This is a genomic window from Bacillus sp. F9_6S_D1_P_5, assembly GCF_054823925.1.
The window spans coordinates 1-12,303 of sequence record NZ_JBTREW010000045.1; the positions used below are offsets into that span (position 1 = coordinate 1).

A 12,303-nucleotide genomic window follows, 5' to 3' on the forward strand; every position below is an offset into this window, starting at 1 on the left:
CCAAAAACGACTCAACCATCGAGCTCCGATAGAATATCGAATCTCGATGGCTGCTTAGTCTTTTTAATACTGTCTACTTGACAGGGATAAGACTATAATCGGTCTTTTCTTTTTTATATAATAAAGATAGGATATTGTATTTCCTGCCACTATACGATTATTATAAGATAGTTATACATTAAATTTAATTTGAAAATATTTTTTGTCAGTTTTTTTAGAAAACTTACAAGCGTGTAAGATAAATGAAAGATGAATCAATATGAGTTATAAGACAATTCATTTACACTCTATTGTGAGAAGTGCAAATGAAGGGAGAATAGAAATGGAAATTTTACATGCAAAAAATATTAGTAAAGTATATAAAGGGAAAATACCTTTTAAAGCATTAGTAGATATTGATTTATCAATTCAAGAAGGTGAATTTATAGGGATTATGGGCCCATCCGGTAGCGGGAAAACTACGCTATTAAATATGGTATCTACTATTGATTCTCCGTCCTCAGGAGAAATTTTAATAAATGGTACAAATCCTTTCCGGTTAACATCAGAAGATTTAGCTTTGTTCCGCAGGAAACAATTAGGATTTGTTTTTCAATCATTTAATCTACTTAGCACACTTACAGTAAAGGAAAATATCGTATTGCCGATGACTTTAGATGGTGTTTCTGTGCGAGAAATGAACAAAAGAGTAGAAGAAATTGCAGAGAAATTAAATATTACAGATATATTGAATAAAAGAACGTTTGAAATTTCAGGGGGACAAGCTCAAAGAACAGCAATTGCTCGTGCAATTGTTCATAAGCCGCAATTATTACTTGCAGATGAACCGACCGGGAATTTAGACTCTAAATCTTCAAATGATGTAATGGAGATGCTTGATACGCTTAATAAGGAAGAAAAGGCAACGATGATGTTAGTTACACATGATCCGTATGCAGCTAGTTTTTGCAGCCGAGTAATTTTCATTAAAGATGGTCAACTATATAACGAAATTTATCGTGGTGAAAGCCGGCAAACCTTTTATCAAAAAATTATGGATGTCCTTTCTTTGTTAGGAGGGAAAAGGCATGACTTTTCGTCAGTTCGCATTTAATAATATTTTTCGAAATAAACGTACATATGCTGCCCATTTTTTAAGTAGTGCATTTTCGATTATGATTTTCTTTACGTATGCACTTTTATTATTCCATCCTGATTTACAGGGGGAGTTGAAATCGACAAGTAAAACAATAAGTACATTTGGTACATTAGGATTTCAAATATCCCAAGGTTTGATTTTTGTCTTTTCATTCTTCTTCATTCTATATTCAGTGAGCTCGTTTTTAAAAACGCGTAAGAAAGAATTTGGCATTTTAATGATGCAAGGTATGTCAATGAGACAGCTTAAGAAGTTATTGTTAATTGAAAATATGTTAATTGGACTTGGCTCAATTTGTATTGGGATACTCATTGGCCTCATATTTTCTAAACTAGTTTTACTAATAAGTGCGAGTGTATTAATGATTAGTAATGGCTTACCTTTTTATATACCGGTGCAGGCTGTATTATTAACAGTTTTCACGTTTCTTGTCTTATTTTTAATCGTTTCGTTAGTTACATTTAAAACGGTTAAAGTAACCGAACTTGTGGAACTTATTCAAGCTGGAGAAAAGCCAAAGCCTGAACCGAAAGCTTCAATAATATTATCGTTACTTTCTTTAATTAGTATAGGGTATGGATACATTTCAGTATTTCGCTTTATTCAAAATCATAGTTTTATTATGCTCGTAATGGGTGTACTCTTAGTAATTATAGGAACGTACTTTTTATATACACAATGTAGCGTTTATATATTGCATCTTGCGAAAAGGAGTGAATCTTTCTTTTTAAAAAGAACAAATATATTAACGTTTTCAGAATTAATATACCGTATGAAAGATAATGCAACGATGTTTTTTATAGTGTCTATTATTTCAGCGGTTGCTTTTACAGCAATTGGTACGACAGCTGCTATTGGGAATAAAGAATTGGTAAGGATGACAAACCCATATACGTTTCTATATGTAGGACCTGAAAAAGATAAAATGGTGGATAAACATCTCTCTATTATAAAAAAACATCTTGCTGATGCGAACATTCCATATCGAACGGCTTCATCTTCTTATAAATATACAGAAAGTAATGTATATGTAATGAAGTTAAGTGAATATAACGAACTTGCGAGAGCACTAGGATATCAACAAGAAACAATTGAAAAAGAAGATGAAATATTACTAATCCCTGGAATGGTATCACAAAAACAAGAATTTAAAAATGGTGATTATAAAAAGAATATTGAAGTCATTGAAGGAGATTGGATAAAGACATTTCGTGTGAAAAAAGCTGTAGAAAATTTAGTTTTACCACATGATACGAGCGGTATTTTTATCGCAGTTCAAGATCGTGTATATGATGGTATTCCTTTTAATACCAATCAAGATGATGTAGTTATTCAACATCGTACATACGGATTTGTTGTAGATGACTGGATAAAGACGAAAGAAATTTCAAATCAATTAAATAGTATATTCGATGAAGATGCAAGAGAAGGTAATTTCTATTTTCAAGCTTTGACTTTAAGTTTATTAGAGGCAAAACAAACGAATGGATTATTATTGATGGCAAGTGTTTTAGTTGGAATCGTCTTCTTCACATTTGCCGCTAGTTTTATTTACTTCCGGTTATATACTGATTTGGATCGCGATCAACAACAATATAAAATGATTTCGAAAATGGGATTAAGTAAACGGGAGTTGAAAAAAGTTGTAACGAGACAGTTATTATTAATGTTCTTTTTACCGATTATCATTGCAGTAATTCACACAGTGGTTGCTTATATGGCATTGCAACAATTAGTCGATTTTTCTATTTTAAATAGTTCTATTGTAATTTTAATTTCATTTATTTGTATACAAGTTTTATATTTCTATATGACTCGTTGGCGTTATTTACAAAAGCTTTATAAAACTATGGAACAGTAGGGAATATGAGCAAGTAAGACTGCATAAAAGCATGTAAAAACAATTTGAGTTATGAAAGGAACTGTGATGAAGAAAATATTATCTATTTTCATTTTAAGTATATTAATGTTAATAAGTTTAAGTGCATGCTCTAAAAATGAAAACAGATTTCCAGCTAACGGTGTATTAATCATTGGAGATGAAAATAATACTTTATCAATTATGAATCGTTATCAGGAAATTACGAAAGAAAATGAAGTGTTTTCTGTGAAAACAGGTACATTTGGACAAGGACAAGTATTAATTTTAAATGAATCTACAGCACAAGCATTGATTAAAACAAAGGTTTTTCGTAAAAGAGAGAATGGATCCCAATTTAGACCTATAGATACGTTACCAAAGTTACCAAAAGAAGGATCGCTTTTGTTGGCACAAGAAGATGAAAAAAATTTAAAAAGTATTGAATTAGAAGGCAATGAGATTGCTGTTAAATACGGTAGTGATGCTTGGATAGGTAACACTCGTAAATATCCAACGCAATGGTATGTAATTGTAGCAAAAGATAGTGTGTATAAAGAATTAAAAGCAAATGAAACGAAAATGCATCTTCTCCACTTGAATGAGTCTTTAGGTGATGAAAAACCTAAAATGTCGACAGATAATACATTAATAAATGAAAAAGTAAAAGTAGAAAAGTTAATTAAAGATCATCAAGGGGAAGTATCATTTCAGTTTGTAACGATTGGAGAAAAATATTAAAAAAGAGTTCGAGGTTGATAGAAATTTTATCAACCTCGAACTCTTTTTAGTTTAGGGCATTCATATAACATAGATTACATTACTTCATTTAATCGAGTCTCGTTTGTTTCTTCAATCACATTTGGATTTTGAACCGAATTATTTTGAGATTCCTTCTCTTTACGGAATTTTTGAAGCATTTCAAGTATCATCCATAAAGGAACACCTTTATCTTTTAGCATCTTCCATAAATCTAATTCATTAAATTTATGCTCAGGTTGTTTCATCTCTTTTTCAGATGAACGAATATCAAATTTGATGGGATCATTTGATTTTTTATCTTCAAGTTTAGTAGAAGAGATCGTATTATGCTCAAGATTAGACGGAGTTATTTTAGTAGGTTGAGATAATGTATGAATATTTAATCCGATTTGCATGCCTTTTCCTCCTTAAGTAATAAAATTAGTTTTCTTGTAATTATTAAAGCTATTTTACATGAGGAAACCACATCTAATTATAAATCCTAATAATCAGATTTACAAGTTATATTGTAAAATTAATTCCTCACTTGAATTAATATTTATCAACATTTGTGTATGTTTTCTCTATATACAATGTATATAAAATACTTTACATTATGTTTAAGTTAAGAACTCATTTTTAATAGAAAAATGTAAACGTTTTATTAGGGGGAGGAAGCATGGGGGAATTATTTTTAAAAATATGTTTATTAGCAATAGGGACTATGTTTTTATTAGTAGCAAAAATAACTTACGCTGAAGAGAAGCAGCAAAATAATTATCCTATCATACTAGTGAATGGATTTGCTGGGTGGGGTAGAGAAGAAATGTTAGGGGTTAAATATTGGGGTGGTGTTCATGATATACAAGAAGATTTAAAAAGAAGTGGCTATACAGTACATACTGCTGCTGTTGGACCTGTTTCTAGTAACTGGGATCGCGCATGTGAATTATATGCTCAAATTAATGGTGGTACAGTAGACTACGGTGGCGCACATGCTGAGAAACATGGACACAATCGTTTTGGTAGAACTTATAGTGGTTTTGCGCCGAATTGGAGTGAAACAAATAAAGTTCATTTAGTTGGGCATAGCATGGGTGGACAAACGATTAGAACATTAGTACAGCTATTAAAAGAAGGTAGTTTTGAAGAAAAAAATTATGTGAAAAATCATCCGAACACGAATATATCACCACTATTTGAGGGCAAGAAATCATATGTTCATAGTGTGACAACATTAGCAACTCCTCACAATGGGACAACACTTGCTGATGGAAGCCTTCTGTTGCCGTTTGTAAAAGATTTACTCATTGCAGCTGCAAGTTTAGGAGGAAACAGTAATTTATCATTATATGATTTTAAATTGGATCAATGGGGGATAAAGAAGAATACTGGAGAGTCCTTTTTCCAATATACTGATCGTATTATAAATAGTTCACTTTGGAAAGATACAAAAGATATAAGTCAATGGGATTTAAGTACAGATGGTGCAAAGGAGCTTAATAATTGGGTAAAGACGCAATCAGATGTGTATTACTTATCCTATAGTGGACATGCATCACAAGCAGCACCTATAACAGGTTTACATATACCTCATATAACGATGAATAAAGTGTTAATGGGCAATGCATTTTTCCTAGGTTCTTATGCGAGATATGAAGAAAATCGTCCATTCATTGATACTTCTTGGTGGCAAAATGACGGTGTAGTAAATACAAATTCTATGATTGCACCTTTTTATAATACTGCTGTAAATAATAATGAGGCTTTACAGATTGGAAAATGGAATCATATCGAAACGAAAGCAAATTGGGACCATCTCGACATGATAGGACTTAGTGTTTCAGACACGTTAGGTTTTTCTAGTATTCAAGAGTTTTATAGAACAATTGTAGAAAAGCTATCAAGATTACCAAAATAGGTAATAATAAAGCGCTCTCGATGGAATTCGAGGGCGCTTTATATTATATTGAAAGAGGGATATGGTAGAAAAATATGGGGGGATATTATGAAAATTAAAGTTGTATTATCAGGATATGGAACAGTAGGAAGAGAGTTTATAAAATTACTAAATGAAAAATATTCATATATATATGAAACATATGGTATAGAGTTAGTTTTAAGTGGCGTTTTAGGTAGAAATGTTGCAATTCATAATGAGGATGGCTTATCTATTCATCACTTATTAAGGTATGGTAGCGGTAGCTCTGCAATTGAAGAATATATTGAACATCATCCGAAGGAACGAGCAACAGATAACATAAGTGGTACTGTACTGGTGGAATCGACTGTTACAAATCTTAAAGATGGAAATCCAGGGAAACAATATATAAAGCAAGCGATTGAGAAACATATGGATATAGTAGCAATTTCAAAAGGTGCGCTCGTTACAAACTGGAGAGAAATAAATGAAGCAGTAAAAATCACAAATGTACGAATTCGATATAGTGGTGCAACTGCTGCGGCATTACCGACACTAGATATTGGGCAATTTAGTTTAGCTGGATGCCATATTGAAAAAATAGAAGGAATATTAAACGGGACTACAAATTATATTCTCTCGAAAATGAATGAGGAAGATATTACGTTTGAAGAAGCATTGAAAGAGGCGCAAAGTAAAGGAATTGCTGAGACGAACCCAATATTAGATGTAAGTGGTTCTGATAGTGCGTGTAAATTGTTACTTTTAACAAACAGTTTAATGGGAGCAGAGAATACGCTTTCAGATATACATATAAAAGGAATCGAACATGTTACGCAACAACAAATTCGAAATGCTAAGGAACATAATAAATATATTAAATTGATAGCTTCTGCATATAAGGATCAGGTTGGAAATGTGGCTCTTAATGTGGAACCGCGCGAAATAGATAAAGATCATCCGCTGGCAAAAGTAAATGGGACAGAAAAAGGGATTACGTTCTTTACCGATACGATGGGGCAAGTTACTACAATTGGTGGTGCTTCTAATCCACGCGGAGCCGCAGCAGCTGCTTTAAAAGATATAATTAACTTATATCGTAAAGATTTGTCACGTATTAACGGGTAGTAAAACTCCTGAGTGGTGAGAGTTAATAATCAATGAGCGGCATGAATCTCCCCTTGATTAAAGCTGCACCCTATAAAACCGTACCGCCCTTTATAAAAAATACATATGTAGTGGACCTTTTGAGAATGAAATAAATATGCAAAAATGATTGTAGGGGGTAAGGAATTGTTTAAAGATTTTAAAGTTGTGAAAGAGCGTCCCGTTTATATTCAATTGAAAGATTATGTAAAAAAGATGATTATGAAAGGGCATTTGCTCGGGAATCAAAAAATCCCTTCAACAAGGGAACTAAGTGAATTACTAAGTGTGAGCAGAAATACTGTTCTTGCTGCGTATGCAGATTTAGAGCAAGAAGGGCTTATTTATGCAGTTAAAGGAAAAGGGAATTTTGTTGCGAAGGTTGATATTTCAAACACTTCGTCTGTTGAAATAGATTGGAAAAATAAACTTAATACAGTTACCTTATTAGCGGATGAATTAGATTTAATGAAACATGGTGTCCGCTGGGAAAAAGGAATGATAGTTTTTAACAGTATTTCTCCGGACGAAAAGCTATTTGATGTGGAAAATTTCAAAAGAGCTTTTCTTACTCGTATGTCCATTGAAGGTGATGTCGTATTAAATTACGGCTACGCAAAAGGTTATAGACCGTTAATGAACTATCTACTTCATTATATGGAAATGAAAGGTGTAGATACTTCAAATAAAGATATATTAATTACAAATGGATTTACAGAAGGATTAGACATTGTACTATCTTCGCTATCGAAAAAATCAGGGCGAGTTATTTGTGAGAATCCGACACATCATGCTGCTTTGAAGTTGTTCCGCTTACATGGCCTTGAAATTCATGGAATTAATATGAATGAAGATGGTATTGATACGAGCGAAGTTGAAAAAAGCTTGCGTGAAAAAGAGTTTGATTTTGCTTATTTAATTCCTTCTTATCATAATCCAACCGGTATTGTTACGAGTTCAGAGAAAAGAACAGAACTGATGAGCTTATTTTCAAAATATAAAATTCCTATTATAGAGGATGGATTTAATGAAGAGCTACGTTATTCAGGTTCACATTTAGCACCATTATTAACTTTTGCTGGCGCTGGTAATAATGTGATTTATATTAGTAGCTTTTCAAAAGTACTATTCCCTGGTTTACGTGTAGGATGGATCATCGCAGATAAAGAGCTAATCCATCATTTAGAAAGTGTAAAAAGAGCAAGAACAATACACACATCAACGCTAGATCAAGCGGTTTTATTTCAATATTTACATGAAGGATATTTTGAAAAATATTTAAAAAAGGCAAGGTCTGTTTATAAGAAAAAATATGAGTTAGCTGTTGGGGCGTGTAACGAGTACATTCCGTTTCAAAGAATGACCGGTGATGGTGGACTTCATTTATTTATAGAGTTAGAAGAAAAAATTCATGCCCGCACACTTTTACAAAAGTGTTATGAGCAAGGGGTTACATTTTCTCCTGGAGATGTTTTTTTCTCTGATGGAGGAGGAGCGAACACGTTTCGATTAGGATTTTCCCGCCTGAAAGAAGAAGAAATAGTTCGGGGAATCAAAATAATCGGTGATACAATAAAAAATGAAATTTGGAGTTGAGGAAATGAGAATTGGCGTTATTATGGGAGGAGTATCCTCTGAAAAACAAGTATCAATTATGACTGGAAACGAAATGATTGCAAATTTAGATAAAAATAAATATGAAATCGTACCAATTACGTTAAATGAAAAAATGGATTTAATCGAAAAAGCGAAAGACATTGATTTTGCACTACTCGCATTACACGGAAAATACGGAGAAGATGGGACAGTTCAAGGAACGCTTGAAAGTTTAGGTATTCCTTATAGCGGCAGCAATATGTTATCTAGCGGTATATGTATGAACAAAAATATTTCGAAAAAGATTTTACGTTATGAAGGAATAGAAACGCCAGATTGGATTGAACTTACAAAAATGGAGGATCTTAATGTTGATGAATTAGATAAGTTAGGATTTCCGTTAGTAGTAAAACCAAACTCTGGTGGTTCAAGTGTTGGAGTAAAGATTGTCTACAATAAAGACGAATTAATTTCAATGCTGGAAACTGTGTTCGAATGGGATTCTGAAGTAGTAATAGAGAAATATATAAAAGGTGAAGAGATTACATGTTCCATTTTTGATGGGAAACAGTTACCTATCATTTCAATTCGGCATGCGGCTGAGTTCTTTGATTACAATGCGAAATATGATGATGCTAGTACAATTGAAGAAGTTATCGAACTTCCAGCTGAACTGAAGGAACGTGTAAACAAAGCGTCACTGGCTTGTTATAAAGCATTGAAATGCAGCGTTTATGCAAGGGTTGATATGATGGTGAAGGACGGTATTCCATATGTAATGGAGATTAATACATTACCAGGGATGACACAAGCAAGTTTACTACCAAAAAGTGCAGATGCAGCTGGTATTCATTATAGTAAACTATTAGATATGATTATTGAAACTTCATTGAGAGTAAGAAAAGAAGAAGGATTTTAAGTAGCAGTATCATGAATACTTTTGACAGTAACATGAAGTATGTTATGATGAATACAATACGAAAATTAAATATTTATCCACTAGGGGGGCCTATTAGAGGCTGAGATCAAATGGAAATTTGAGACTCTTAGTACCTGATCTGGTTAATGCCAGCGTAGGGAAGTGGAAAAGACATTGCTATTTCATCAATAAATACTGTCAATTTCACTTTCTTTATGTCTGTAAAGAAAGTTTTTTTATTTTAAAGCGTTAATAACTGTGGATAAATAACTAAATTAAATAAATTACTTGGAGGGATTTATATGACTTTTTCACAATCATTACGTAAAGAAGTAGATTCAATTTGGGAAGCTAGTTTTCATCACCCTTTTGTAAAAAAACTTGGTGAAGGAACGTTAGATTTAGCTAGTTTTCGCTATTATGTGCTTCAAGATTCATATTATTTGAGTCATTTTGCTAGAGTACAAACGTTAGGGGCTGCAAAAGCACAGGAATTAGAAACGACTGCTCGTATGGCACACCATGCTCAAAATACATATGAAGCAGAATTATCTTTACATGAGAATTTTGCGAAGAAACTAGGGATTACACAAGAAGAAAAAGATAATTTTATTCCTGCTCCAACCGCATACGCATATACTTCACATATGTATCGTGCGGCGTATGAAGGGCATTTAGGCGATATCATCGCAGCAATTTTACCTTGCTATTGGTTGTATTATGAAATTGGAGAACGTTTAAAAGAGTGTCAGCCAGAAGAGCCAATTTATAATGAATGGATTTCTGCTTACGGATCTGATTGGTTCCGTACATTAGTTGAAGAGCAAATTACACGTTTAGATATTATCGCTGAAAAGGTGACAGAGTCTGATCGTAAGCGAATGAAACAGCATTTTATTATTAGTAGTCAATATGAATATTCATTTTGGGAAATGGCTTATACGTTAGAACAGTGGCCAGTGAATACAGAAGTAAAAGATGTAATTGGATAATGAGTAGGGGTATTGCTATTCATAGGTATGGATAATAACTATGTGTATGATTTTACAAAAGAAGTATCACAAAAAGACGCACCATTCTAAGTGCGTCTTTTTTCAATTTATAAAAATGAGCCCATGGAAAAAACAACCTAAAAATACGTATATGAACAAGGTGCATCATCTACTGATAGGTCATATTTTGTAGGTGTACGTATTGGACTTAGTTTATAGCGCTATCTCTACTTAGATTTAACGAACAGAAATATCGGAAAGCATTGAAAAGGTTGAAATGTATAAACGGAGGTCATGAAAATGAATAAGTTTCAACAAGAACTACAAGCGTTAAGCCTTAATGATTACCAGTCTGGAAATATTGTGTATTGGGACCAACTAAACCAATATCCATATTACTATATTGAAGATGCTGCTCGTCGTTGTGGAGGTTGTGGAGGTCGCTGTGGTGGTTTTAATGGTACTACTGATACAACTGGTACTATTGTAACATATGAATATTGATAATTGAAAAAAGGAATCCATTTATGAAGCATTATATAATTTTTATAAATGAATTTAATTAAAACACATGTAACTGGAGTTATTTCAAATGTAGAAAATAGTACACATTTTGAAGCCGCAAGATTTCCGTCTCCAAAAGAATAAGTAGTATGAAATCTCGTCAGTAATTTTTTCTAAGTAAGGTCCTAAATTTATATTTGTCTTGCATAAATGCAGGACTTTTTTTCGATAAAAAAGGGGACGTTTCCGGGGATTTCTCAAAACAGAATCAAGATTACGCTATACCTATACAGTTCTTTGAAAAAAGAATAGTGTGGGGATAACCTATCTATACGTTCATAATCCATGATCATAGCCCATTTATCACAAAACGTTACCGGAGAACGGGCAAGGGCTGTAAGAATCCGCAAGAAGGACGAAAAGACCAATTTCATTTATATATTCAGCCACGGTGCATATGTATCGCGGCTTTTGTGTTTCTTATTGAGTCTGGTCAATTTGCTGGGTTGATTGGTGATACAAAATATTTTTTCGTAAAATTCCCAAAAACGTCATTTTCAATTTGTACGATTTATGTGTCGGGTGGTAAAGTTATCTCATAGGAGCCCGGGAACCTAGACATAATTGGATATACATAATATGAGGGGAAGTAACGATGAGTGATAAAGTATAAGGAAAAATTAAATGTAAAGAATGTAATAAGGAAATAGGATGGTACTGTATTTATGGGAATCCTATTAAATCGAGATTATGAAGTAAATTTGCTTGATGAAACCAAAGTAGGTGCAAAATTATTTAGTAGGAAATTTCAACTGAAACCTCATGAATACGGTTTGTACTGCCCTGAAGATGACTGTGGGGTATATAATACATTCTCGTATTCAGAAGAAGATTTAATTAGTAAAGGAGCGAGAAGATGAACCAATAAACGGGATTATTCCCTCAGGCTCACAATAGATACATCCACCGTTACCGTTTCGCACAGTATCATCCGAACCTCCATTATCATCGTTAATTAATTCCCCACAAAGATATCCATAAGAAGGATAAACATCACCATCACACGTATCTTGGTAATTCTGAACAGCTATAGTTACAGTTTGTGGTTCGTCTGTTTGATTAAGTGCAGAAACTTAAATAAAATCAGCGGCAGCATTACGGAATAAAGGACCTGATGATAACGTTTGATTGCGAAGTTCACAATGACAATCGCACTTTTTACGTTTCTTACGATAGCACTTATGTGAACGGTCGTAATAATAGTTTGACATATTAAGTACGTACCTCCTTTTTAGTATATGCTATGCGAAGAGTAGGAGGGGGAGATTGGACAGTAATCTATGGCTGTTTAGGAGAAAAGTAAGACGTAAATAGAAAAGACCATCTCATTTAGAGTGATATTATCCCCTTTAGGTAGACAGTGTGAAAAAGACCATGTATACACATGGATGTTACACTATTACTTGGAGGGGATTTTTCATGGCCAAA

At 33.2% G+C, this 12,303-nt stretch carries 12 protein-coding genes, 1 pseudogene and 1 riboswitch; of the genes and pseudogenes, 11 read left to right on the forward strand and 2 right to left on the reverse strand.

The annotated features are described in order from the left end of the window. Window positions 1-322 precede the first annotated feature (322 nt). The 3 genes from ACUXEY_RS27780 (at window position 323) to ACUXEY_RS27790 (ending at window position 3,737) form a co-directional block, all read left to right on the forward strand. On the forward strand, window positions 323-1,093 hold the full coding sequence (locus ACUXEY_RS27780; protein WP_461302047.1) for an ABC transporter ATP-binding protein: 771 nt from the start codon (window positions 323-325) through the stop codon (window positions 1,091-1,093). Then, window positions 1,068-2,999, forward strand: a complete 1,932-nt coding sequence (locus ACUXEY_RS27785; protein ID WP_461302048.1) for an ABC transporter permease — start codon at window positions 1,068-1,070, stop codon at window positions 2,997-2,999. The genes ACUXEY_RS27780 and ACUXEY_RS27785 overlap by 26 nt, the downstream gene beginning before the upstream one ends. Before the next feature lie 66 nt (window positions 3,000-3,065). Beyond that, window positions 3,066-3,737 carry a lipoprotein BA_5634 family protein gene (locus ACUXEY_RS27790; RefSeq protein ID WP_461302049.1) on the forward strand — a complete coding sequence of 224 codons (672 nt, stop codon included), beginning with the start codon at window positions 3,066-3,068 and terminating at the stop codon, window positions 3,735-3,737. Between the two features lie 74 nt (window positions 3,738-3,811). Here the strand turns inward: ACUXEY_RS27790 and ACUXEY_RS27795 are convergent, their stop codons facing one another. Next, window positions 3,812-4,153, reverse strand: coding sequence for a DUF3914 domain-containing protein (locus tag ACUXEY_RS27795; RefSeq protein WP_461302050.1), 342 nt, complete (start codon window positions 4,151-4,153; stop codon window positions 3,812-3,814). Window positions 4,154-4,416: 263 nt separating this feature from the next. Here ACUXEY_RS27795 and ACUXEY_RS27800 point away from each other — a divergent pair, with 263 nt between their 5' ends. The 8 genes and pseudogenes from ACUXEY_RS27800 (at window position 4,417) to ACUXEY_RS27835 (ending at window position 11,735) form a co-directional block, all read left to right on the forward strand. Then, complete coding sequence (locus tag ACUXEY_RS27800; protein ID WP_461302051.1) at window positions 4,417-5,658, forward strand: esterase/lipase family protein; 1,242 nt, start codon at window positions 4,417-4,419, stop codon at window positions 5,656-5,658. An 87-nt stretch (window positions 5,659-5,745) separates the two neighbouring features. Continuing rightward, a complete protein-coding gene (locus ACUXEY_RS27805) occupies window positions 5,746-6,786 on the forward strand; it encodes a homoserine dehydrogenase (protein ID WP_461302052.1) in 1,041 nt (346 codons plus the stop codon). A gap of 165 nt (window positions 6,787-6,951) precedes the next feature. Beyond that, window positions 6,952-8,400 carry a MocR-like pyridoxine biosynthesis transcription factor PdxR gene (pdxR, locus tag ACUXEY_RS27810; protein WP_461302053.1) on the forward strand — a complete coding sequence of 483 codons (1,449 nt, stop codon included), beginning with the start codon at window positions 6,952-6,954 and terminating at the stop codon, window positions 8,398-8,400. Window positions 8,401-8,404: 4 nt separating this feature from the next. After that, window positions 8,405-9,319: a D-alanine--D-alanine ligase gene (gene ddlB, locus ACUXEY_RS27815; RefSeq protein WP_461302054.1), complete on the forward strand. Its 915-nt coding sequence runs from the start codon at window positions 8,405-8,407 to the stop codon at window positions 9,317-9,319. Window positions 9,320-9,391: 72 nt separating this feature from the next. Beyond that, window positions 9,392-9,497: riboswitch (TPP riboswitch) on the forward strand. A 124-nt stretch (window positions 9,498-9,621) separates the two neighbouring features. Beyond that, window positions 9,622-10,311: a thiaminase II gene (tenA, locus tag ACUXEY_RS27820; RefSeq protein WP_098520624.1), complete on the forward strand. Its 690-nt coding sequence runs from the start codon at window positions 9,622-9,624 to the stop codon at window positions 10,309-10,311. 294 nt (window positions 10,312-10,605) lie between these two features. Further along, window positions 10,606-10,815, forward strand: a complete 210-nt coding sequence (locus ACUXEY_RS27825) for a heterocycloanthracin/sonorensin family bacteriocin (RefSeq protein ID WP_461302055.1) — start codon at window positions 10,606-10,608, stop codon at window positions 10,813-10,815. A gap of 60 nt (window positions 10,816-10,875) precedes the next feature. After that, window positions 10,876-10,959, forward strand: a pseudogene (locus ACUXEY_RS27830) (ABC transporter permease); the annotation flags it as partial. 581 nt (window positions 10,960-11,540) lie between these two features. Beyond that, window positions 11,541-11,735, forward strand: coding sequence for a hypothetical protein (locus tag ACUXEY_RS27835; protein WP_461302056.1), 195 nt, complete (start codon window positions 11,541-11,543; stop codon window positions 11,733-11,735). Window positions 11,736-11,948: 213 nt separating this feature from the next. Here ACUXEY_RS27835 and ACUXEY_RS27840 read toward each other — a convergent pair whose 3' ends face one another. Beyond that, window positions 11,949-12,086 carry a hypothetical protein gene (locus tag ACUXEY_RS27840; RefSeq protein ID WP_461302057.1) on the reverse strand — a complete coding sequence of 46 codons (138 nt, stop codon included), beginning with the start codon at window positions 12,084-12,086 and terminating at the stop codon, window positions 11,949-11,951. Between the last annotated feature and the right edge of the window lie 217 nt (window positions 12,087-12,303).

Excerpts from the sequence above, each read along its gene's own strand:
- ACUXEY_RS27805 (WP_461302052.1), top strand. The coding sequence starts at position 5,746 with ATGAAAATTAAAGTTGTATTATCAGGATATGGAACAGTAGGAAGAGAG.
- ACUXEY_RS27835 (WP_461302056.1), top strand. The coding sequence starts at position 11,541 with ATGGGAATCCTATTAAATCGAGATTATGAAGTAAATTTGCTTGATGAA.
- ACUXEY_RS27785 (WP_461302048.1), top strand. The coding sequence starts at position 1,068 with ATGACTTTTCGTCAGTTCGCATTTAATAATATTTTTCGAAATAAACGT.
- ACUXEY_RS27780 (WP_461302047.1), top strand. The coding sequence starts at position 323 with ATGGAAATTTTACATGCAAAAAATATTAGTAAAGTATATAAAGGGAAA.
- ddlB (WP_461302054.1), top strand. The coding sequence starts at position 8,405 with ATGAGAATTGGCGTTATTATGGGAGGAGTATCCTCTGAAAAACAAGTA.
- tenA (WP_098520624.1), top strand. The coding sequence starts at position 9,622 with ATGACTTTTTCACAATCATTACGTAAAGAAGTAGATTCAATTTGGGAA.
- ACUXEY_RS27800 (WP_461302051.1), top strand. The coding sequence starts at position 4,417 with ATGGGGGAATTATTTTTAAAAATATGTTTATTAGCAATAGGGACTATG.
- ACUXEY_RS27795 (WP_461302050.1), bottom strand. The coding sequence starts at position 4,153 with ATGCAAATCGGATTAAATATTCATACATTATCTCAACCTACTAAAATA.
- ACUXEY_RS27825 (WP_461302055.1), top strand. The coding sequence starts at position 10,606 with ATGAAAATGAATAAGTTTCAACAAGAACTACAAGCGTTAAGCCTTAAT.
- ACUXEY_RS27840 (WP_461302057.1), bottom strand. The coding sequence starts at position 12,086 with ATGTCAAACTATTATTACGACCGTTCACATAAGTGCTATCGTAAGAAA.
- ACUXEY_RS27790 (WP_461302049.1), top strand. The coding sequence starts at position 3,066 with ATGAAGAAAATATTATCTATTTTCATTTTAAGTATATTAATGTTAATA.